Annotated in this window: 22 protein-coding genes; 7 read left to right on the plus strand and 15 right to left on the minus strand. The window is 62.3% G+C overall.

Features of this window, described 5'->3' with window-relative positions; all coding sequences use genetic code 11:
• Positions 1–12 precede the first annotated feature (12 nt).
• Positions 13–621, plus strand: a complete 609-nt coding sequence (locus ASE36_RS11220) for a LysE family translocator (RefSeq protein WP_062279313.1) — start codon at positions 13–15, stop codon at positions 619–621.
• 50 nt (positions 622–671) lie between these two features.
• Here ASE36_RS11220 and ASE36_RS11225 read toward each other — a convergent pair whose 3' ends face one another.
• The 10 genes from ASE36_RS11225 to ASE36_RS11270 all read right to left on the minus strand — a co-directional run bounded on the left by ASE36_RS11225 (position 672) and on the right by ASE36_RS11270 (position 12739).
• Positions 672–1214 carry an adenine phosphoribosyltransferase gene (locus ASE36_RS11225; protein ID WP_062279315.1) on the minus strand — a complete coding sequence of 181 codons (543 nt, stop codon included), beginning with the start codon at positions 1212–1214 and terminating at the stop codon, positions 672–674.
• A gap of 120 nt (positions 1215–1334) precedes the next feature.
• Positions 1335–2213, minus strand: a complete 879-nt coding sequence (locus ASE36_RS11230) for a cytochrome c1 (protein ID WP_062279317.1) — start codon at positions 2211–2213, stop codon at positions 1335–1337.
• 26 nt (positions 2214–2239) lie between these two features.
• The gene (locus tag ASE36_RS11235; protein WP_062279319.1) at positions 2240–3550 is read right to left on the minus strand and encodes a cytochrome b; all 1311 of its coding nucleotides are present in this window, start codon (positions 3548–3550) and stop codon (positions 2240–2242) included.
• Positions 3551–3564: 14 nt separating this feature from the next.
• On the minus strand, positions 3565–4143 hold the full coding sequence (gene petA, locus ASE36_RS11240; protein ID WP_062281250.1) for a ubiquinol-cytochrome c reductase iron-sulfur subunit: 579 nt from the start codon (positions 4141–4143) through the stop codon (positions 3565–3567).
• A gap of 359 nt (positions 4144–4502) precedes the next feature.
• Positions 4503–6374, minus strand: a complete 1872-nt coding sequence (locus ASE36_RS11245; protein ID WP_062279321.1) for an ABC transporter ATP-binding protein — start codon at positions 6372–6374, stop codon at positions 4503–4505.
• A gap of 116 nt (positions 6375–6490) precedes the next feature.
• Positions 6491–7510: a hypothetical protein gene (locus tag ASE36_RS11250; RefSeq protein WP_156378636.1), complete on the minus strand. Its 1020-nt coding sequence runs from the start codon at positions 7508–7510 to the stop codon at positions 6491–6493.
• Positions 7511–7616: 106 nt separating this feature from the next.
• Positions 7617–8039 carry a DMT family transporter gene (locus ASE36_RS11255; protein WP_062279325.1) on the minus strand — a complete coding sequence of 141 codons (423 nt, stop codon included), beginning with the start codon at positions 8037–8039 and terminating at the stop codon, positions 7617–7619.
• Complete coding sequence (locus tag ASE36_RS11260) at positions 8040–8504, minus strand: DMT family transporter (RefSeq protein ID WP_062279327.1); 465 nt, start codon at positions 8502–8504, stop codon at positions 8040–8042.
• 222 nt (positions 8505–8726) lie between these two features.
• Positions 8727–10613, minus strand: coding sequence for a methyl-accepting chemotaxis protein (locus ASE36_RS11265; protein ID WP_062279329.1), 1887 nt, complete (start codon positions 10611–10613; stop codon positions 8727–8729).
• 209 nt (positions 10614–10822) lie between these two features.
• Positions 10823–12739, minus strand: a complete 1917-nt coding sequence (locus ASE36_RS11270) for an ABC transporter ATP-binding protein (protein WP_062279331.1) — start codon at positions 12737–12739, stop codon at positions 10823–10825.
• A gap of 386 nt (positions 12740–13125) precedes the next feature.
• On the opposite strand from ASE36_RS11270, the gene ASE36_RS11275 reads away from it, so the two are divergent.
• The gene (locus tag ASE36_RS11275) at positions 13126–13590 is read left to right on the plus strand and encodes a tRNA (cytidine(34)-2'-O)-methyltransferase (RefSeq protein ID WP_062279333.1); all 465 of its coding nucleotides are present in this window, start codon (positions 13126–13128) and stop codon (positions 13588–13590) included.
• Positions 13591–13742: 152 nt separating this feature from the next.
• Positions 13743–15056 (plus strand): cell envelope biogenesis protein OmpA, encoded by a 1314-nt coding sequence (locus ASE36_RS11280; RefSeq protein WP_244474724.1) that lies wholly within the window; start codon positions 13743–13745, stop codon positions 15054–15056.
• Between the two features lie 43 nt (positions 15057–15099).
• Here ASE36_RS11280 and ASE36_RS11285 read toward each other — a convergent pair whose 3' ends face one another.
• Together ASE36_RS11285 and ASE36_RS11290 are read right to left on the minus strand one after the other, a co-directional pair.
• Positions 15100–16083 carry a hypothetical protein gene (locus tag ASE36_RS11285; RefSeq protein ID WP_062279336.1) on the minus strand — a complete coding sequence of 328 codons (984 nt, stop codon included), beginning with the start codon at positions 16081–16083 and terminating at the stop codon, positions 15100–15102.
• A 175-nt stretch (positions 16084–16258) separates the two neighbouring features.
• A complete protein-coding gene (locus tag ASE36_RS11290) occupies positions 16259–16519 on the minus strand; it encodes a hypothetical protein (RefSeq protein WP_062279338.1) in 261 nt (86 codons plus the stop codon).
• Between the two features lie 137 nt (positions 16520–16656).
• Between ASE36_RS11290 and hemF the strand changes: the two genes are divergently transcribed.
• The 3 genes from hemF (at position 16657) to ASE36_RS11305 (ending at position 18359) form a co-directional block, all read left to right on the plus strand.
• Positions 16657–17571, plus strand: coding sequence for an oxygen-dependent coproporphyrinogen oxidase (gene hemF, locus ASE36_RS11295; RefSeq protein WP_062279340.1), 915 nt, complete (start codon positions 16657–16659; stop codon positions 17569–17571).
• Between the two features lie 171 nt (positions 17572–17742).
• The gene (locus ASE36_RS11300; RefSeq protein WP_062279342.1) at positions 17743–18018 is read left to right on the plus strand and encodes a hypothetical protein; all 276 of its coding nucleotides are present in this window, start codon (positions 17743–17745) and stop codon (positions 18016–18018) included.
• 131 nt (positions 18019–18149) lie between these two features.
• The gene (locus ASE36_RS11305) at positions 18150–18359 is read left to right on the plus strand and encodes a DUF1059 domain-containing protein (protein ID WP_062279344.1); all 210 of its coding nucleotides are present in this window, start codon (positions 18150–18152) and stop codon (positions 18357–18359) included.
• 18 nt (positions 18360–18377) lie between these two features.
• Here ASE36_RS11305 and ASE36_RS11310 read toward each other — a convergent pair whose 3' ends face one another.
• From ASE36_RS11310 to ASE36_RS11320, 3 genes are read right to left on the minus strand one after another with little or no spacing between them, the layout of a single operon-like run.
• The gene (locus ASE36_RS11310; protein ID WP_062279351.1) at positions 18378–19637 is read right to left on the minus strand and encodes a CCA tRNA nucleotidyltransferase; all 1260 of its coding nucleotides are present in this window, start codon (positions 19635–19637) and stop codon (positions 18378–18380) included.
• Positions 19634–20263, minus strand: a complete 630-nt coding sequence (locus tag ASE36_RS11315) for a CoA pyrophosphatase (protein ID WP_062279353.1) — start codon at positions 20261–20263, stop codon at positions 19634–19636. Before ASE36_RS11315 ends, ASE36_RS11310 begins: the two co-directional genes overlap by 4 nt.
• Entirely contained in the window at positions 20260–20883 is a 624-nt protein-coding gene (locus ASE36_RS11320; RefSeq protein WP_062281252.1) for a DUF1285 domain-containing protein, read from the minus strand. Before ASE36_RS11320 ends, ASE36_RS11315 begins: the two co-directional genes overlap by 4 nt.
• Positions 20884–21054: 171 nt before the next feature.
• Between ASE36_RS11320 and ASE36_RS11325 the strand changes: the two genes are divergently transcribed.
• Positions 21055–22068: an AAA family ATPase gene (locus ASE36_RS11325; RefSeq protein ID WP_062281254.1), complete on the plus strand. Its 1014-nt coding sequence runs from the start codon at positions 21055–21057 to the stop codon at positions 22066–22068.
• Positions 22069–22073: the final 5 nt, after the last annotated feature.

Below are 22073 nucleotides of genomic sequence, written 5' to 3' on the forward strand. Positions count from 1 at the left end.
CAGGAGACAGGCATGACCCTCGACTTCCTTCTGACCACCCTGATCATCGTCGCAACGCCCGGCACAGGCGCTCTCTATACGCTCGCAGCAGCCCTGGGCGGCGGGCGGCGCAATGCCCTGATCGCCGCCTTCGGCTGCACGCTCGGTATCATTCCGCACATGCTCGCAGCTGCCCTGGGGCTGGCAGCGCTCGTCGCGACCGATCCCCGCCTCTTCGAGCTGATCCGTTACGCAGGCATCACCTATCTCGTCTGGATGGCGATCGGCCTCTGGCGAAGCGGCCTCGTGCAGGAACAGACGACTGAGCCACGCCAGAAAGCCTGGCGCATCATTCGCAAGGCCGTCCTGATCAACCTGCTCAATCCAAAGCTCTCACTCTTCTTCCTGGCCTTCCTGCCGCAGTTCGTCCACCCCAGCGATCCGGCACCTTTGCTCACCATGATCGGCCTGAGCCTCATCTTCATGGCCGTGACCTTCTTGGTCTTCGCAATCTACGGCTTGGCCGCGGCCGCCATGCGCCAGGGGCTCGTCGAACGGCCCATGCGCATGCGATTGGTCAACCATGTGCTTGCGGGCGGCTTTGTGCTGATGGCGGGAAAACTGGCGCTGGCGCAACGCTGAGGCACCAGCAAGGCCGACCGGGCGGCAGCGCCCGGTCGATGTCAGAGGGCTCAATGCCCCTCGAATTCCACCAGGGTGCGAACCTCGACGCCGAGTGCCTCAAGCTTCTTGCGACCGCCAAGCCCCGGCAGATCGATGACGAAGCAGGCGGAGACGACATCCGCCCCGATCTGGCGGAGCAGCTGCACGGCACCGACAGCCGTGCCACCGGTCGCAATGAGGTCATCCACCAGGATCACCTTCTCGCCCGGCTTCACCGCGTCCATATGGATCTCCATCTCGTCGACGCCGTATTCCAGGCTGTAGGCGATCCGGACAGTCTCGTGCGGCAGCTTGCCCTTCTTGCGGATCGGCACGAAGCCGGCAGAGAGCTGATGCGCGACCGCCCCACCCAGGATGAACCCCCGCGCCTCCATGCCCGCGATCTTGTCGATCTTCAGGCCCGCATAGGGCTGTACCAGCTCGTCAATCGCCCGCCGAAACGCCCGCGCATCGCCAAGTAGGGTGGTGATATCGCGGAAGATGATCCCCGGCTTCGGATAGTCGGGAATGGAGCGGATGGAGTCGGCCAGTTCAGAAGAAATCTTGGTCATGGAATATCCGAATGTCGGAGAAGAAGGAGTTGCGCGGACCATACCAAGTTCGGCAGGCCCTCCCAACAAAAAAGGCGGTCCGAAGACCGCCTTTTGTAAGTTCGACCGATCAAAATCCGATCAGTGTTCCTTGTTCGCATAGACCGACTTCTTGGTCAGGTAGACCAGCGCCGTGAAGATGGCGAGGAAGACCATGACCATGAAGCCCATGCGCTTGCGTTCTTCCAGATGTGGCTCGGCCGTCCACATCAGGAACGCGGCGACGTCCTGAGCGTACTGGTCGAGCGTCTCCGGCGTGCCGTCGTCATAGGTAACCGCACCGTCCGAGAGCGGCGGAGCCATGGCGAGAGCGGCAGCGCTCATGAAATACGGGTTGAAATGCGTGCCTTCGGCAACCGTGACGCCTTCCGGCGGCTCCTGATAGCCGGTCAGGAGGGCATGGATATAATCCGGGCCGCCCTGCTGGTACTGCGTGAAGATGTCGAAGACGAACTGCGGGAAGCCGCGGGTCACGCCGCGCGCCTTGGCGATCAGCGAGAAGTCCGGCGGAGCCGCACCGTTGTTGGCGGCAGCGGCTGCTTCCTTGTTCGGGAACGGCGACGGGAAGTAGTCGGAAGGCACAGCCTTGCGGGTGTACATTTCGCCGTCGGCGTTCGGGCCGTCCTGAACTTCGTATTCGCCGGCAAATGCCTTCACCTGCTCTTCCGAATAGCCCAGGTCTTCCAGCGTGCGGAAGGACACGAGCTTCATCGAATGGCAGGCCGAACAGACTTCCTTGTAGATCTTCAGGCCGCGCTGCAGCTGGCCCTTGTCATAGTGACCGAAGGGGCCGGCAAAGCTCCAGTTGACTTCCTTCGGCTTCAGGATCGGGTAGTGCCCGCTCTTGGCTGCATGTTCGACCGCATGCTCGAGAGCGGAGCCCTCTTCTGCGGCCGAGGCCAGGCCGGCGAAGCCGGCCATCGAAGCGATGAGCGCGATGCTCGTGAGAAGCTTCTTCATTGTTCTTGTTTCCCTCTCTCGCGCTATCAGGCTTGGACAGCAGCAGACTTGCCGCTCTTTTCGAGAACCGCTTCGGTGATCGAGTTCGGGATGCGCTTCGGCGTCTCGAACAGGCCGAGCAGCGGCATGATCACGAGGAAGAACCCGAAATAGTAGGCGGTGCCGAGCTGCGAGTAACCGACATAGTTGCCGACGAATTCGCCGCGGAACAGGAGGCCGAACAGGCCGGTGCCTTCTGCCGGCATGGCGCCGAGCCAGCCGAGGATGATCGAGTTGATCACGAAGAGCCAGAAGAACAGCTTGTACCAGGGGCGATACACGGCCGAGCGGACCTTCGAGGTATCGAGCCAGGGCAGGAAGAACAGCACGATGATCGCGCCGAACATCACGAGAACGCCGCCGAGCTTCGAGTCGATCGGACCGACATTGAAGGTGATGGCGCGCAGCATGGCGTAGAACGGCAGGAAGTACCATTCCGGAACGATATGAGCCGGTGTCTTCAGAGCGTCAGCCGGAATGTAGTTGTCCGGATGGCCGAGATAGTTCGGCATGTAGAAGACGAACCAGGCGAAGACCAGCAGGAACACCGACAGGCCGAGTGCGTCCTTCAGCGTTGCATAAGGCGTAAACGCAACGGTGTCGGTCTTCGACTTGACTTCGACGCCAGTCGGGTTGGTCTGGCCGGTGACGTGCAGGGCCCAGACGTGCAGGATGACGACGCCGGCGATCATGAACGGCAGCAGGTAGTGCAGCGCGAAGAAGCGGTTCAGCGTCGGGTTGTCGACAGCAAAGCCGCCGAGCAGGAACTGCTGGATCCACTCGCCAACCCAGGGGAAGGCGGTGAAGAAGCCGGTGATAACGGTCGCACCCCAGAAGGACATCTGACCCCAGGGCAGAACATAGCCCATGAAGGCGGTCGCCATCATCAGAAGGAAGATGACCACGCCAAGGATCCAGAGGATTTCGCGCGGAGCCTTGTAGGATCCGTAGTAGAGGCCACGGGCAATGTGCAGGTAGACGGCGATGAAGAAGAAGGATGCGCCGTTGGCATGCATATAGCGCAGGAGCCAACCATGGTTGACGTCGCGCATGATCTTTTCGACGGAGTTGAAGGCAACCGTCGTTTCGGCGGCGTAGTGCATGGCGAGCACGACACCGGTCAGGATCTGCACGACCAGCATCACGGCGAGCATGGCGCCGAAGGTGTAAGCATAGTTCAGGTTGCGGGGAACCGGATAGGCGACAAAGCTGTCATAGACCAGGCGCGGCAGCGGAAGGCGCGCGTCGACCCACTTTTCGATGCCGGTGGACGGCTGGTAACTGGAATGGCCACTCATCTTGTCTTATCCCCTCAGCCGATCTTGATCACAGTATCGGAAACGAAGCCATAGGTCGGCACAGCAAGGTTCGCAGGCGCCGGGCCTTTGCGGATACGGCCGGCCGTATCGTAGTGCGAACCGTGGCAGGGACAGAACCAGCCACCGAAATCGCCGGACTGGCCAAGCGGCACGCAACCGAGATGGGTGCAGGAACCGATCATGACGATCCAGTTTTCCTTGCCCTCGCCGGCAGAGCGCGCAACGTCCGTTGCTTCAGCCGTCGGATCGATATTGGCATTGCGGGCGACCGGGTCCTTGAGGTCGGCAAGCGCCACGGCCTTACCTTCTTCAACTTCCTTGTCGGTGCGGTTGCGGATGAACACGGGCTTGCCGCGCCACTTGACTGTCAGCGACATGCCGGGCTCGAGCGCCGATACGTCCACTTCGATCGAAGCGAGCGCGAGCGTCGAGGCATCCGGGCGCATCTGGTCGATGAAGGGCCAGGCGACCGAAACCGCACCAACCGCACCGGCCATGCCGGTCACCATGTAGAGAAAATCGCGGCGCGTAGGCTCGCCCGCGTGTTCAGTCGTCGTCTCGTGTTCGCTCACGGTCACTTTTTCCTCTTCGCAATCCTGCGACAAACCGCATTTGCCCCCGCAGCGGGAATCACAGTTCGGCCATGTCATGGCCACAGATTCCCCGCCAGATTGGCGCGTTCTAAGCTCGATATTCCGATCTGTCCAGTCTTCCACCCGAGGGGAGCCACTATGTCGCGGAATAAATTGGCTTTGTCCCCATGCGGCTTATAGCCACGCGTCATTGCAGACTGGGCGCCCACGTCCATGGCGGTCGGGGCACGCAATACGGCTGGCAATCGTCAAGCAGGTGACACGCACGAGCACCGCCTCGAACGAGGCAGCGGAAAGACAACCATCAGGCCATCGCCAAACACGCCGCTGGCCCGAGTTCAGAGTGCCGGCTCGGCATTTCTGGTATCGAGAAAACCACCGGATTGCCGCGCCCAAAGTTCTGCATAAAGGCCACCGAGCGCCACCAGATCGGCATGCGTGCCCTGCTCGATGATCCGCCCCTTTTCCATGACGACGAGCCGGTCGAGTGCGGCGATTGTCGACAGCCGGTGGGCGATGGCAAGCACCGTCTTGCCCTGCATCAGCCGGTCGAGATTGGACTGGATCGCTGCCTCGACTTCCGAGTCGAGCGCCGATGTCGCCTCATCAAGCACAAGGATCGGCGCGTCCTTCAGCATGACGCGCGCAATCGCGATCCGCTGGCGCTGGCCGCCGGAAAGTTTCACGCCCCGTTCGCCCACATGCGCATCAAAACCCTTGCGGCCCCGCTGGTCCTCGACCCTCTGAATGAAGTCGAGCGCTTCCGCCCTCTCCGCCGCCTTGATCAGCCGCTCCTCGCCGGCGTCTTCACGGCCGAACAGGATGTTGTCGCGGATCGAGCGATGGAGAAGCGCCGTATCCTGGGTCACCATGCCGATCTGCGAGCGCAGGCTCTCCTGCGTGACTTTGGAGATGTCCTGACCGTCGATCAGGATGCGCCCGCCTTCGAGGTCGTAGAAACGCAGGAGCAGGTTGACGAGCGTCGACTTGCCCGCCCCCGAACGCCCGACAATGCCGACCTTCTCCCCGGGCTCGATATGGAGCGTCAGATTGCCGATAACGCCCTTCTTCCGTCCATAGTGGAAGGTCACGTCATCGAAGCGAATGCCCGGCGAACGAACCTCAAGCTTGGTCGCGGCGGGCGCATCTGTGAGCCCGATCGGCTTTGCCACCAGTTCGGCCGAATTCTGGATCGTGCCGATATTGCGCATGATGCTGTTGAGCTGCGTCATCATCCGCCCAAGCAGCATGTTGAGCCGAAGCACGAGCCCGAGCGTGAAGGCAACGCCACCGGCGGTCACGGCACCGGCAAACCAGAGATCCACCGACAACAGGGCCACCATCAGGATCATCACGCCAGACAGAATGGCAAGCGACGACCTCACCCCCGTCAGCAGCCTGGCGAAGGGCCTGAGCGTATCCTGGAACCGGTCGAAGCCGGCGCGAATATAATGATCGTTCTGCCGCTCACGGCCGAACAGTTTCAGCGTCTGGATATTGGAATAGCTGTCCACCAATCGGCCGTTCAGCATGGAGGCAGCCTCCGCCGTCTCCTTGGCGTGCTTGCGGATCTTCGGCACGAAATAGCGCGCCAGAGCCAAGAAGATCCCGACCCAGCTCCCGATGATCGCCGCCAGCCGCCAATCGAGCTGGGCAACCAAAGCCATGGTCGAGACGGTGTAGATCACCATGAACCAGACGACCTGCAGAAGCGAGGTCAACAGGTCTCCCGTTGACTGCCCCGCCGACCAGACCTTGGTAACGATCCGTCCGGCAAAATCATTCTGAAAGAAGGACAGCGACTGCCGGCTCACATGCACATGCGCCTGCCAGCGCACCATGTTGAAGAAGTTGAGGACGATCACCTGCTCTTCGACCAGCGCGCCGATGGTCACCACCAGGAAGCGCCCGAGAAGCACGATCAGCGCCATGGCGAGCAGCTCCAGCCCGTGTGCGGCAATCAGACCGTCCCATCCGGCCGCCTTCGGCACGGTATCCAGCAGATCGACCAATCGTCCGACGAACCAGAACAGACCCGCCTCCAGCATGGCCACCGCCCCGCCAAACAGCGCCATCAGGAAGAAGGCCATCTTCGCCTGGCGCACATAGAACCAGACGAAGGCAAAGGTCTTCTCCGGCGGCCTCAGGTCATCCGAGCGCGCGAAGGGATCCAGCCAGTTTTCGAAGAGACGTGCGATTGCTTGGAACATGCTTTGCGATATAGGCGGTTTCGCCTTGATGGCAAAGCAAATGGCGCGGGCGTGGAATTACAAATTGTTCACGCTGAGACCGGTGCAGGGGCGGCCTCCGGGAATACCAAGACGTCTCAGCGCAGCCGTCGTCCGTAGAGCGCTTCATAGCGCCGCGCCATGCCGGGATCGGCCGCGACTTCGCTGAAGATCGGCAGCGCGCTCTCCGTCAGTTCCGCCCGCTGCAGCGATTGCCGGGCCGTTCCGTAGAGCTGCGCCGCAAGCACCGGTCGGTGCGTTCGCGCGCAGCCGAAATGGCACGCCATCTTCGGCAGGCTTTTCACCGAGCGGCGGGCAATTCCCTCGGCGTCGGCGACCACCCGCGACAGCTTCTCGCCGAGCTGAGCAAGATAAGTCTCGCTGGTCGCCCCGATCAGCAGACCCAGTTCGTCCGGTCCTGTCCAATAGGCCGTGTCGTCCTTGCCGATCAGGCGATGTGAGAACCGCCCGAGCGTATTCTTCATGTAGTCGCAAACCTTGGAAAGGCCGGCACGCTCCAACGGCTCGAGACCTTCAACCCTGCAAAGAAGCAGGCTCAACCCCTGATCCGAAAGTCCGCCGGCAACCATTTCCTGGATGCGATCTTCAAGCGCCTGATACCCTCCGAGCCCGAAGGTGAGCTGTGCCGTCAGATGCTCCTGACCCGGCACCTCCACGGCCGTCGGCACCAATTGGTCCCGGACACGTTGCAGCGCCTCCAGGCACTGGCCAACCTGATCGTCGACGCTGGAGAGAAGATCACCACCCTCGGTCCCGGCGTCGTCCGGAACGATAAGCGTCCCCGCCTCCAGCGCCTTGCGCAGTTCTCCAAGCGTCGAGAGGGCCTCAGATGTGCTGACCTTCAACTGATCGAGTGCGGGCGATGCCACCAGATAGCGGCTGGCGAGTGCGGTCAGATCGCCCTGCCGGACCGGCTTCGGCAGCTTGACGAATGCCTCCCGCAATTCAGCCCGCCCCTCGGCCAGGACCTCGAAGATCAGCTGGAAATTCGCCGGCGTGAGCGCAAGACGCTGATTGCTGAGAAAGCCGAGCGCTCTTCGGCCGATCGCATCGGCCTGGTTGCCTTGCAGAATGGGATGGTCGGTCGCTGTCGGCATGGAATTCACCTCCATGGGTGTTCCTATGACGGAAGGCTACACCCGGGAGCAGAATCAATCCTTGTCGAAATGACTAAAAAGCCGAAAACACAGCCGTAAGCCCCTCTCAGCGGGAAAAGCGCGTCAGATAGATCCCGAGAAGGATCAAGGCGACCCCGGCCGGCTGGCCAAGGTGAAATTCCGCCGTGCCGCGCAGATAATCGATCAGGAGCCCTGTGATCATCTGCCCGCCGATGATCAGCAGCCCGGACCGGGCAGCTCCGAGGCGCGGAAAGACGTAAGAGCTGATCGCAACGAAGAAGGCGCCGATGATTCCGCCGAAAAAGTAGAAGGCCGGCGTCTCCGCCAGCAGCGGCAGCCCGACCCGGTGGATGAAGAGGATGTAGAGGCTGAGCAGCAGGAAGCCGATCGCATGGTTCCACACCGAGGCAACGAACGGCCCTTGCGTCATCGTCAGCCGGCCATTGATCGACCGGCTCATGCCGACGGCAGCGCCTCCCAGAAGTGCTATTGCGACAGCGCCGATCATTCAGGCCCCCTTGGAGAAGATGAGAAGCGCGCTTCCGCAGATCACACAAGCCGCGGACAGGAAATCGAACCGGTTCAGCCCGCGTTTCGGCGTTCCGAACAGGCCGAACTGATCCGACAAAAGGCCAAACAGGATCTGGCCGACCAGAAGCAGCGACAGACCGCCCGCCAGCGCCAGCTCCGAATTGACGGCGATCGAACTCAGCGCCACGGCAAACGCACCGGGCGCTCCGCCGAAATAGGTCCAGAGCGGCGTGCGCCCGCCGGGCTTCAGCCGCCCGGTCCTGCGACCGATCGCCAGATTGGCCATCAGCAGCACGAAGGCAGCGACCGCGCCCACACCATGCACCACCCAGGACGCGGTAAACGGCGTGGTGTGGGCGGCAAGCCCGCTATTGATGGTCACCATGATCGCCAGCAACACCCCGGCGAGAACCGCCCAGAGCCAGTCCATATATTTCAGCATAGCATTTCGCGGAAAGGATCCGCGGCTCCGTGATCAAAGGCCACCGCATATCCGTCGAGAGGGAGGAAGGACAAGCCAATTCGACGAATGGAACGATCAACCGGCTGAATTGACCAGCCTTGAATGCAGGAAGGGGCATCGCTGCCCCTCCTTCGAACCGTTGAAAACGCAGACTGCCCTACTCTCAACCTCTGGACCGGCCTGTCTGTGGCATCGGCCGAATTACGCTCCGAAAGCAGTAGCCAGTTTGCGGCCAAGGCTGCGTGCGGGCGAAATCTGCGGCTGGCTCGTCGGCATAGCCGGAGCAATCCGGCCGGCCTGGCGCTGGCCGCCCTCCTCCGTCCGGAACTGCGCCATAAGCTGCAGCAGCGTTGCGGCCTGCTGCGCCAAGCCATGGCTTGCCGCCGTCGACTGCTCCACCATGGCGGCATTCTTCTGCGTACCCTGGTCCATCTGGTTGACCGCCATATTGATCTCTTGCAGGCCCGTTGCCTGCTCGCGCGCCGAAGTCACGATCGCCGCCACGTTCTGGTTGATCTCCTGCACCTCCCGCACGATAGTTTCCAGCGCCCGACCCGTTTCATCGACCAACGCCACGCCATTGCGCACCTGCTCGCCCGACGTGTTGATCAGACCCTTGATCTCCTTGGCAGCACTGGCAGAGCGCTGCGCAAGCTCGCGCACCTCCTGCGCCACGACCGCAAAGCCCTTGCCGGCATCTCCTGCGCGGGCGGCCTCGACCCCGGCATTCAGTGCCAAAAGATTGGTCTGGAAGGCGATCTCGTCGATCACACCGATGATACTGGAAATCTCCGACGACGACTTCTCGATCTGCTGCATGGCCGCGACCGCACGACGGACGATCTCGCCGGAATGCTCGGCACCCGCACGCGTGCGGCCCACCATCTGACCCGCCTCTTCAGCCCGAACCGAGGAATCTTTCACCGCAGTCGTCACCTGTTCCAGCGCCGCTGCCGTCTCCTCGACGGAGGCCGCCTGCTGTTCGGTGCGCTTGGAAAGATCATCGGCGGCAGCGAGCATCTCGTTGGCGCCGGCATCGATGGCGCGCGCATTCTCGTTGACCGCCAGCATCGCATCGCGCAGACGCTCGACCGACTGGTTGAAGTTGATGCGCAGTGCATCGAGATGCTCTGTAAACCGGGCATCGATCGAAACGGCGAGATCGCCGTCCGACAGCCGCTGCAGGCCGGAGGCCAGCTGGTCGACGGCGAACTGCACTTCGGCCACGTCTCGCGCCTTCTGTTCCTCGCGGGCCAGCCGCTCGGTCTCGGAAAGCGAGCGGTTCTCCTCGGCCTGGCGCTCGAGCTCGGTCCGTTCAATCGCATTGGCTCGGAACACGGCGACTGCTTCTGCCATCTCGCCGATCTCGTCGCGGCGGCCACCGAACGGAATTTCTGACGCCGTATTGCCGGAAGCAAGGCCCCGCATCGCATCGGTGATTGCCGAGATCGGACGCACCACGCGGTAGAGACTGACGGCGGCCGCGGCGAGCGCCGTCAATGCGGCGCAGATCACGGCCGCGACTGAAAGCTGGAAGGCCGTGCGTGCCGAACCCTCGCTCTCGACGCGGAGGGTCGCAGCCACGTCATGATTGACCTTGATGATCTCCTCAAGCGCCGCCCCGGCGTCACCGCCGATCGGCACCATCTTCGCGATCGTGTCCTTGGCCTGGTAGATCTTCGAGGTCAGTGCCTGCTCGATGAAACTCTGACCGAGCGCCTGATACTGCGCCACCTTGTCCTTGAACACGTCAAAATGCTGGCGAACCGTCGGCAGCACGATCATCGCTTCGAAGCTCTGGATCGACGCACCGAGCTTTTCGCTTGCGGCACGGGCTGCATCCACCAGTTTGCGCTTCTCGCCAGCATTGCTGGCGTTGAGGATCATGAGGTTGAGACGGCGAACTTCGCCGAGTTGCGTCTCGATCTCGGCGATCTGGACAGACCGCTCCATGCGACCGCCGAGTTCGCCGATCTGGTCGCTCATGCCGTTTACCGAATGGATGGCAATGCCGCCCTGTATGAGCGAGACGATGACCATGAGGCCGAAGAGAAGCGGCAAGAGGGTTTTGATCTTGAGGTTTTTCACGACTGAAATCCGCGCTTGAAACAGGAACCGGGATCACAGCGACCCCTTGCCCCTCCGTGACAGCCCGGCTGTGAACAAAACCTTACACCGTCGGGGGCACTTCTTGCCTTCCTCCTTGCAGCCAGTCTGTCATGAAAAACAAATACCTAACAGAAAGGGGGCATTTCTGCCCCCAATCATCGTCCCCGGTCGTTTTGCCAGGTAGCGGATCACTCCGCCGCGTCCTCGGCTGCCTCGTCCAGCGCCTTGGCCGCCTCTTCGGCATGCAGCGTCTTCGCCTGCTCCTCTTCCGGATCCGTCTGGTCCGGCAGGAAGCCGCCGGACTGACGGTTCCAGAGATCGGCATAGATGCCGCCGGTCTGAACCAGCTGCTGATGCGTGCCTTCCTCCACGATCCGACCCTTGTCGAGCACGATCAGCCGGTCCATCTGCGTCAGCGTGGAAAGCCGATGCGCGATCGCAATCACCGTCTTGTCCTCGATCAGCTTGAACAGGCTTTCCTGGATCGCCGCCTCGACCTCCGAATCGAGCGCCGAAGTCGCCTCGTCGAGGATCAGGATCGGCGCGTCCTTGAGGAAGACCCGCGCGATCGCTATGCGCTGCCGCTGGCCACCCGAGAGCTTTACGCCACGTTCACCGACATGGGCATCGAGACCGACGCGGCCCTGCTGGTCGGCGAGCGCCTGAATAAAGTCCCAGGCATTGGCGCGCTTCGCCGCCTCGATCACCTCTGCATCTGACGCATCCGGCCGGCCATAGGCGATGTTGTCACGGATCGAACGGTGCAGCAGAGACGTGTCCTGGGTGACGACCCCGACAAGCGCGCGAAGACTGTCCTGGCTCACCTGCGAGATATCCTGCCCATCGATCAGGATCTTGCCCTTCTCGATATCGTAGAAGCGAAGCAGCAGGTTCATCAGCGTCGTCTTGCCGGCACCCGAACGGCCGACGAGACCGACCTTCTCGCCGGCCTTGATGGTCAGTGAGAAGCCTTCGATCACGCCCTTCTGCTTGCCATAGTGGAAGCGTACGCCGTCATAGACGATCTCGCCCTTCGGCGCGGCAAGCGCCTTGGCCTGCGGCTCATCGATAATGTCATGCGGCTTTGTCATCATGCCCATGCCGTCATAGACAGTGCCGATATTCTCAAAGAGAGCCGCCACTTCCCACATGATCCATTGCGACATGCCGTTGATGCGCATGGAAAGCCCGATCGCAACCGCAATCGCACCCACCGTGACATTGCCGTTCAGCCAGAACCAGATGCCGAGTGCTGCCACCGCGAACTGCACGATGGCATTGTTGATGTCGACACAGATGTTCAGAAGCGAGATCTGCCGCATCTGCCGATGCACGGTACCCAGGAACGCATCCATGCCCTCCTTCGCATAGGTTTCTTCACGCCCCGCATGCGAAAACAGCTTCACCGTACCAATATTGGTATAGCTGTCGACGATCCGCCCCGTCATCATCGAGCGGGCATCCGCCTGTTCGCTCGAAAGCTTGCGCAGTTTGGGAATGAAGTTGCGAAGGATCAGCGCATAGACGATCAGCCAGACGACCAGCGGCACACCCAACCGCCAGTCGACGGAGGCAACCAGCGCCAGCATCGAGACGAAGAAAGTCGTCGCATAGATGAAAACGTCGATGATCTTCATCACGCTTTCGCGGATCGACAGCGCCGTCTGCATGACCTTGGTCGAGACGCGGCCGGCAAACTCGTTGGCGAAGAAGGTCATCGAGTGCCGCAGCAGGAAGCGGTGCATCTGCCAGCGCGCGATCATCGGGAAATTACCGGCCAGCACCTGATGCATGGTCACGGTATGGACGACACCGATGGCCGGCAGACCGATCAACAGCAGTGCCGCCATGCCGATCAGCGTATGCCCTTCCGTCTGAAGGAAGGTCTTCGGATCGGCATTCGACAGCCAATCGACGATATTGCCGAGGAACTGGTAGAGAAACACTTCCGCAACCGCGATCAGCCCAGAGCACAGGCCCAGCAGCAGAAGCCACGGCCAAGCCGGTTTCGTATAATGCCAGCAGAATGCGACAAGCCCCTTCGGCGGCAGCGTCGGCTCACCCTCCGGATAGGCATTCAGGCGGTTTTCAAACCACGAGAACATGGGAATGACTCCAGCAATTGAAGCGCAGGCAGACCCCGTTCGCAGGCGTCGCAAATGCGCAGAAAACTTAATGATTGAGGCCAGTTATGGCCGCAGGATGAATCTGTTTGGGAAAAAGGGCGAAAGGTTCGCCGTCACGCCGCCATAAAAAGCTGTCGCGGCCAGGGCAGCATACCGAATTGATCCATCGAAGGCCCTCCCGCTTGCGTGTTGAACAGGCCCCTCTTCTATCTCCGACCTGTTCCAATTTCCAGCCGTGCCGCGAACAGGCGAGACATTCGGTCGCAACTGTTGCTCCCGCACCACAGCCATTCCCTCTTCCTCCAGACGCAGCGACTGGAGCCGCGCCCTTGAGCCGTCGCATCACCTGCCGTAAGAACTCCGCCATGACCGACCTGCGTATCGCCCTCTACCAACCGGATATTCCCGGCAATACCGGCACTATTCTCCGGCTCGCCGCCTGTCTGGCGCTGACCGTGGATATCATCGAGCCGGCCGGCTTCGTGCTGTCCGACAAGAACCTGAAGCGCGCGGGCATGGATTACCTCGCCAGCGCCGTCATGGTCCGCCACGTCAACTGGGAACGCTTTGACGCCTGGCGCCGCGAGGGAGGCCGCCGTCTCGTGCTCGCCTCCACCCGCGCCGCCGATCCCTATACACGCTTCGAATACCGGCCAGACGACATCCTGCTCTTCGGCCGCGAAAGTGCCGGCGTGCCCGACCATGTGCACGACACGGCCGATGCCCGCGTCATCATTCCCATGGTCGAGGGTCAACGCTCGATCAACGTCGCCATGTCCGCCGCGATGATTGCTGGCGAGGCCCTGCGTCAGACCAATGTCGTATCCTGAAACGTGGTAAACAGGCATCCGTCAAGGCGAGATCGTCGGGAACCGGCTATCCTTGATCCCGCGCGAGGCTCGGCAGCCGGGGATTACAACGGCATTTGCTAAATCATCCGATCCGCGATATGTTGCAATGCAGCAAAACACGGGAGTTGGACATGTTTGAAACAGCATTCGCCCTTGGACTGACCCAGTTTGCACGATCCCTCAGCCTGCCGGAACGCGTCCGTCACCGCACCGCGCGAAACGCCGCGCTCGAACCCTGGCGCCTACGCAACACCGGCCTCGACGCGCTCTACTACGACGTCAAGGCGCTGACATCTGACGAAACCTTCTACATCAGCGACAGCCTGGCCTCCGAAGGCCTGATCATGATCGTCCCGCCCACGGGCGGCCCGATGCTCACAATCTGCGACAGCGTCGAGGAATACCGCCTGCGCGGTGGCCGCGACGTGCATGCGCTTGCCGTCGCCGGCATGGGCGGTTCGGCCATCGGCGCTGCCGCCTTCGCCCGCAACGTGGCCAACGCCATCGGCGAGCCCGTCGCCGCCGTCGTCTCCGGTTACGGCCTCGGCGACATCGTCAACGAGGCGATCGCCGGCGCCTTCCTCTTCGGCTGGCTCGGCCACATCAGAAGCAATCTCGAAGTCATTGACGACGTCGTGGGCCGTCCCAAACTCGGCGCCTATGGCAAACGCGATGAGGACGGTGATGGCAAGAAGAGCCGCGGCCTCGACGCCGATACCGTCACCAGCCTGCTGGCCGATCCCTCCTTCTCGTTCACCCTGATTGCGGGCCATTCCCGCGGCAACCGGGTGATCGCCGATGCGCTCCATGCGCTGAAGGCAAGCGACCCCGCCCGGCTGGAGCTCCTCGCCAACACCGCCCGTATCGTGACCTTCGGCGGCCGCATCAAGATGCCGGACGCCTTTGCCGATATCACCGACGTCGTCGGCGAACTCGACTGGTTTGGCGAGCTCAACTCCCGCCCAAAGATCGCAACGGATATCCGCGTCCCCTTCTGCGGCCACTCGACCAATACCGATATGCCGGGCGCCATCAAGGTGACGAAGATCATCACCGACATCCTCGCCGGCCACATCGTTCAGGCACCAGAACCGCAAGCCGAGGAGACCGCAGAGGCCAGCGTCTCCGTCCCCTCAGCAACCGCCCTGGCCGCACCGGACCAGGCGACCCGAGCCTTGGTCGAGCAACCGCTGCCGGTCATGGCGGCACCCGTCGTAGAACTGGCAGAACCGGTAGCCGAAGAGACGAGCGAAGTCACGATCGAGGCGACGACCGCAACCGAAGCCGCCCCGACACCTGCCTCTGACGCCGCCGTGGCTATGGAGGCCGCTACGGAGGCGCAGCCGGACATCCCGCTCACGAGCAAGCCAGAGGAAACCGCTCCGACGGCAGCCCGGAAAGCTCCTTTGAAGTCCGGCCCGAAGAAGTCCCGCACCCGTCGCTGACGGGTGCCCCAGCCGACGCCGAAAACTGAGGCGAGGATTCGTCTTACAGGTAGATCTTCAACCAGCCTGCCATCGAGGCATTGGAGATGTTGAGGCCCGAGGCCTGAAGCTGCGACTGCGCCTCCACGGCCATGCGCTTGGTTTCATCCTTGTCCAGGTCGCTGCCCACGCGGCTGTCGGTCCCGAGGTCGCTTGCCTGCGCCAGACCCTCGATGAAGCCGTCATCCCCCGAGATCTGGTTGCGTACCGCGCCCACTTCGGCACTCGCCCCCACCATGTCGATCAGCACGCGGTTGAGCGCAGAGATCATTCCGTCGATCTGGTCGGAACCGGTCGCGGCATCGATGCGGATCTCCCGAGCGCTCGAACGGTTCGGCACGGAGGAGTTTGCGTCCATCAGGTAGTAATCATAGGGCACGCCGCTCATGCTCGTGCCCGCATAGGCGCGGGTGAGCAGGCCGTCGTCGGCCTTCTCCTTCGACACCAGCGTCGCCTGAGCGGTATCGAAGTCGATCATGTTGATCGACACGTCTCCCTGATCGCCGGTCGACACGGATGCGAGCAGCGAGGCAACCTTCGGCTGCTGACCGGCATTCACCTGCAGCCAGTTCTCACCGTTGAACGCGCTCTCGTCGATGACCTCCGAGAGCCTCGCCTTCATCGTGTCGATCTCGGCATTGATCGCCGGCTTGTTTGCACCGACAGCCTTGGCCTGCACCAGCTTCTGCTGGATCCGGCCCACGATTTCGGTTGCCTGTTCAAGCCCGTTCGCCGCTGTATCGGTGACCGCCGCCGCAAGCCCGTTCGCATCCTGAACGCTGCCGAGTGACAGGCTGGAAGCGCTGAACGTCGTCGGGATGGACCAGTAGGCGGTGTTGCTATCCGGTACCGTCGGAGCCGCGGTCTTGGCGGGAGCAGCAGTGTCTCGGACAGAGGCTGCCTGGCGCACACGCTCCAGCGCCTTCGACGAGGCGTCAAGCATCGCAGCAGAACTGGCCGAAGTCAGATTGAACCCGACTGATGTCATGGAAAAACCTTGTGTCGCATCTCATGTCGCACCGGCACCGGGATCATCCCGGCTGTGTGACATCCAACATGCCATCAAGGTTTTGTCTTTCGCTTACCCGGATCAGAGGCATTTTAGCGAATACCCACTTTGGTCAAGAATGAGACAGGCCCGCCGACAACCGGGATCCGCGCCGTCAGTCGGCAGACGGCAGACGCCGCATGGTGAACTCGATCTGGTCGCCTTCAAGCTGGCGCCAGCTCTCCACTTCCGTCCAGTAGGCGGCTTTCGGAAAATCATCAAACCATTCGCGGGCTTTGGCGCGGGCTTCTTCGCGCGTCAGGCAATAGGTCTCGCGCACGAACTGGCTGCTGCTGCGCCCGGATGCCGCTGCGCGGTGATCCGCAATGCGCTTCTTCAGGCCGTTGAACTTGGGCGGGCCGGGCATCTTCGTCATGACATCCCTCGCATAGGCAAAGTTTAGACCAGACAAAACCTCAAGGCGAGTCGATTTTCATGGAACACGTGGGGCACCATATGGCAGGGACGGCCCCGACCTGATATTCGGGGATTGGAATACGCGCGGGGGAAAAGATGCAGCGACCGGATCTGCCAAAGGAATTGCCTGACGACATCGAGGGCAAGAAGCTTGCCGCCCGGGCCTGGTTCGAAAGCCTGCGCGACACCATCTGCGCATCTTTCGAGGCGCTGGAAGACGAGTTGACAGGCCCCCTCTCCGACCGCCAACCCGGCCGCTTCACGCAGAAGGACTGGCAGCGCGAGGAAGGCAAGGGCGGCGGCGGCCGCATGTCCATGATGGAAGGCCGCGTCTTCGAGAAGGTCGGCGTTCACACCTCAACAGTCCATGGCGAATTCTCGCCGGAATTTCGCAAGCAGATGCCGGGCGCCGAGGAAGACCCGCGCTTTTGGGCCTCCGGCATTTCGCTGATCGCCCATCCGGTCAACCCCAATGTCCCGACCGTCCACATGAACACCCGGATGGTCGTCACGACCAGCCAGTGGTTCGGCGGCGGCGCAGATTTGACGCCCGTCCTCGACCGACGCCGCACCCAGGAGGATCCGGATACCCGCCTCTTCCACCGCGCCCTGGAGATCACCTGCCAGCGCCACCCAGTTGTCGCCGACTACCCGACCTATAAGCAGTGGTGCGACGAATATTTCTTCCTGCCCCATCGCAACGAGCCGCGCGGCATCGGCGGCATCTTCTTCGACTGGCTCTATCCGCAGCCGGAAAAAGGCGGCTGGGACGCCAACTTCGCCTTTGTTCAGGACGTCGGCCGCGCCTTCAACATGGTGTATCCAAAGATCGTCCGCTCCAATTTCAACACCCCGTGGACGGAGCAGGATCGCGACGAACAACTGGTGCGCAGAGGCCGCTATGTCGAGTTCAACCTTCTCTATGACCGCGGCACGATCTTCGGTTTGAAGACGGGCGGCAACGTCGAATCAATCCTGTCTTCGCTCCCTCCGGTTGTCCGTTATCCCTGAAATCAGGCGTTAACGCTCACATCGGAACGCTCACGCCGGCTCACGAAAAAGAATGGCCTAGGATTCCGGACAGTTATGATATTTGCCCGGAAAACTTGACGGTTTGCATTGCGTTCGCCGCGACGGTTGCCCATGCTGCCCCTGCACGCAATGTGGAGGAGGAGAGTTACCATGAACCCGTCCGGCGCAGTGACCAGTGCCCGCGTGAGTGAACCCGCAGACCGCCCGATCGAGGCGCCCGAGTTGATTGATCGGCTGGCGGAAAAACTGCGAGCGTCGAGTGATGTTGACCTGCCGCATTCCTACTTCGTCGAACAGGTCAGACTGGGTCTGGCAGGGGCCGATCTCACCGACCACGCCGCCGCCAACGCCATCGAAACCGGCGCCCATCGCGGCAAGGCAGCAGCGAACCAGTCCGTTTTTAACTGCTGGGCAAGACCAGACTGACCCATACCAGATCCACCGCGCATCCACCCTCGCCCGCAGCCATCTGCGGGCGCTTTTTTGTGCGCGAGCGTCAGAACAAAACTTCGTCACTCTGGTTAGGCCTCCAGGGAGTATCCGAAGGAGGAGCCATCATGAAAACCTTTGAATGTGGAACACTGGTACCCGGTTGCGATTGGCATACCCGCGCCGAGGAAGAGTCGGAAGTGGTGCGGCGCGCGGTCGAGCATTTGCGTACGACCCATGGCGAGGACATCATTCGACCAGCCATGGTCGAGAACATCAAGAACCGCATCCGCGACCGCCCGCAAGGTCAGCGCGAAGAGCAACAGACTGCGGTCTGACGTATCGCCCGCCGCAGATCACTTTGTAGCCAGTTCCGAGATCCGCGCCAGAAGCCGCTCGCGGTCGAGGGTGAAGTTGGATGCAATCCACCCCTCCTCGAGCTTGCCAAGAATCTCGCCCACCTTCGGGCCCGAAGGTATGCCTGCGGCCAGAACGTCGCTGCCCTTGATCGGCAGCACCGGCCGCTCAAAACCCTCTGCCCGCTTCAGAAGCGCTGACATCCGCCCGCTTCGCGCCATGGCCTTGGCATCGCCGCCTTCCGCCTGGCTACGGGCAGAAGCCAATTCCAGCTTCAGCACGGCGATGATGCCCTCCTTGCCGTAGCGATAGAGGTCCCGGTCGAAGGCAACGTCGGTCACCGTCTCCTGCGGTTTCGGCGCCCTTGCAAAGCGGTCAAGCGCGATCGCCTCGGCATTGGAGAGCTTCAGCCGCTCGGCAAGCCCGACCAGCCGCGCCGGATCTTTCGGGGTGATCGCTGAAAGCCTGAGCAACGCGTCCGGCGCCCAGCCCAGCGCCTGTTCGGCAGCAATCAGGCCCGGGATCGCGTCGATCCCCCATTTCTCCGTTTCCGGCAGCACTTCGGTCAGGACGCCCGACTGCCGCATCCACAGAAGCGCCCGGCCCGGATCGGGCGCACCAAGCAGCTTCTTCATCTCGCTCCAGACACGTTCCGCCGAAAGCGTCTTCAGCTGCGCCCGCGCCCGCGCGCAGGCCTTCAGGCCCGCTGCATCCGGGCGCCCCCGGCCATAATGGGCAAAGAACCGGAAGAAACGCAGAACCCGCAGATAATCCTCGGCAATCCGCTGCTCGGCATCGCCGATGAAGCGGACCGTCTGCGTCTCCATATCGGAAAGACCGCCGACGAGATCGATGACTTCGCCGTCGAGACCGACATAAAGCGCGTTGATCGTCAGGTCGCGTCGGTCGGCGTCTTCCTGCCAGCTGGCCCCGAAGGCCACCTCGGCATGTCGCCCATCCGTCGCCACGTCCCGCCGAAGCGTCGTCACTTCATAGCCCCGGCCGTCCACGACCAGTGTCACCGTGCCATGCTCGATCCCGGTCGGTACGACCTTGATCTGCTTGGCTGCGGCCCGCCCCGTGACCTCGGCCGGCAGGAGCGTCGTCGCCAGATCGATATCGCCGACCGACATGCCGAGCAGGCTGTTGCGCACGGCACCGCCGACCACCCGCGTCTCCGCGCCACCGCCGTTCAGAAGCGCCATCAGGCGCTTCAGGCCCGGCTCCTGAAACCAGGGCTGATCGGACAGATTGGTCATGCATAGAGCCTTTCGTAAAGTGTCCGGATGATCCCGGCTGTAATGCCCCAGATGTGCCGGTCGCGATAGGGCATCACGTAGAAATGCCGCACCGCGCCCTGCCAGACTCGGCTGTCCTGGCGATGGTTGTCCGGGTTCATCAGAAAGGAAAGAGGCACCTCGAACACGCTCTCCACCTCGTCGGGATTGGGCGTGATGACAAAACCCGGCTGGACAACCGCCAGCACCGGCTGGATGCGAAATCCGGTCCCCGCCAGATATTGCGGCAGCCGCCCGACCGTCTCGACGAAACGCCGGTCAAGTCCGATCTCTTCCTCCGCCTCGCGCAGCGCCGCCTCTTCCGGCGACAGATCCGCCTCGTCGATCCCGCCGCCCGGAAAGGCGATCTGCCCGGCATGTTTGCGCAGCTTGTCGGTCCGTTTGGTCAAGATCACCCGCGCCTCGTCGGGATCGTCGATCACTGCGACCAACACCGCAGCATCGCGCAAATTCAGCTGCTCGATTTCCAGAATGCTGTCGCGATTGAGCACATGGTCGCCATGCTCGCGCCAGGCCTGGTCAAGCGGCGCGACCTGCTCCAAGGCACGGCGGCGGAAATCCTGTGCTGTAAACAAGGCTTCACTCATCGGGACAGGCGGTCCAGTTCATCGGCCGGCATCACCGGAAAGACCGCACCTCCGGAGGTTAGGCAGAACATTTGCTGACCCTCCACCTCCCGCACCTCGCCACGCGCGACGAGATCATACATCACCGCCCGTGACACCAGCGCCTCCAGCCGTCCCCGCACATGCAGATAGGGTTTCAGCTCATGGTTCTCGCCAGTGATGGAAAAGCGCAGCGGATGCTCCGAGCCGGCCTCCACCACATCGCCGACATTGGTACGGAACGTCAGCACGTCCACCCCGTCGCGCTCGCTCGCACTCATCTCCACGGCGACGAAAGGCGCGTCCTCAACCTGGATCCCGACCTTTTCCACAGGAGTTACGAGATAGGTTTTCCCGTCCTCGTCCTTGCGCAGGACGGTTGAAAACAGCCGCACGAGAGGTGCGCGCCCGATCGGCGTCCCCATGTAAAACCAGGTGCCATCCGCGCGGATTTCCATGTCGAGATCGCCACAAAAAGGCGGTTCCCAACGGTCCACGGGCGGAAGTCCGGGCTTTCCGCCTTCCGTCTGCGCTGCCGCCCGCGCAATCAGCGCGGCAAGGTCTGCCGCATCCGTGGTCGCCTTCAAGGTATCACCTGCCATGTTTGCGTCCCGGTTTTGTCTCTCTGCCATCACAGTCACGAGATAGTCATTCGAGGCGCGCTTGTCAGCCGGCATGTCGCCAATAAGTTAGTTTGATAGGATGCAAGGATCGCGCCCATTCGATTCGCCGGACTTCATCCGCCGATTGGGCAAAACCTGATGGAGCAGACCATGGGCATGATGCCGAACCCGGATGTCGCCTTGGACGAGAAGGCCATTGTCGTTGAGGCCGAAAAGGCACTAGCCGACATTGCTCTCATTCGTGCGGAAGTCGCCAAGGTCATCTTCGGCCAGGAAAAGGTCGTCGAAAACACCCTGCTCGCCATCCTCTCCGGCGGTCATGCACTCCTCGTCGGCGTCCCCGGCCTCGCCAAGACCAAGCTGGTGACGACACTCGGTACCGTTCTCGGCCTGGACGCGAACCGCATCCAGTTCACCCCCGACCTGATGCCCTCCGACATCCTTGGCACCGAGGTTATGGATCAGGATGAAAACGGCCGCCGCTCCTTCCGCTTCGTCAAGGGTCCCGTCTTCGCTCAGCTGCTGATGGCTGACGAAATCAACCGCGCCAGCCCCCGCACCCAGTCGGCGCTGCTGCAGTCGATGCAGGAATATCACGTGACCATTGCGGGCCAGCCCTACCAGCTGCCGGCACCCTTCCACGTGCTCGCGACCCAGAACCCGCTGGAGCAGGAAGGCACCTACCCGCTGCCCGAGGCCCAGCTCGACCGCTTCCTGCTGCAGGTCGACGTTCTCTACCCGGAACTCGCCGCCGAACGACAGATCCTGCTGGAGACGACGGGCATCAGCGACAACCGTGCCAGTGCCGTCATCACCAGCGAGCGTCTCGTCGAAATCCAGAAACTGATCCGCCAGATGCCAGTCTCCGACACGGTGGTCGACGCGATCCTGTCGCTGGTCCGCTCCGCCCGCCCCGGCCATGGCAATGAAACGACCGACAAGAACGTCGCCTGGGGCCCCGGCCCCCGCGCCGGTCAGGCGCTGATGCTCTGCGCCCGCGCCCGCGCGCTCTACGAAGGCCGCCTGGCACCGTCGATCGACGACGTGCATGCTCTGGCCGAGCCGGTGCTCGAACACCGCATGGCGCTGACCTTCGCCGCCCGCGCCGAAGGCATGACCGTGCGCGACGTCATCGCCGGTCTCGTTTCCAACCTGCGCAGCTGACGGAG

The sequence above is a fragment of the Rhizobium sp. Root274 genome, from assembly GCF_001429245.1.
GTDB lineage: Bacteria > Pseudomonadota > Alphaproteobacteria > Rhizobiales > Rhizobiaceae > Allorhizobium.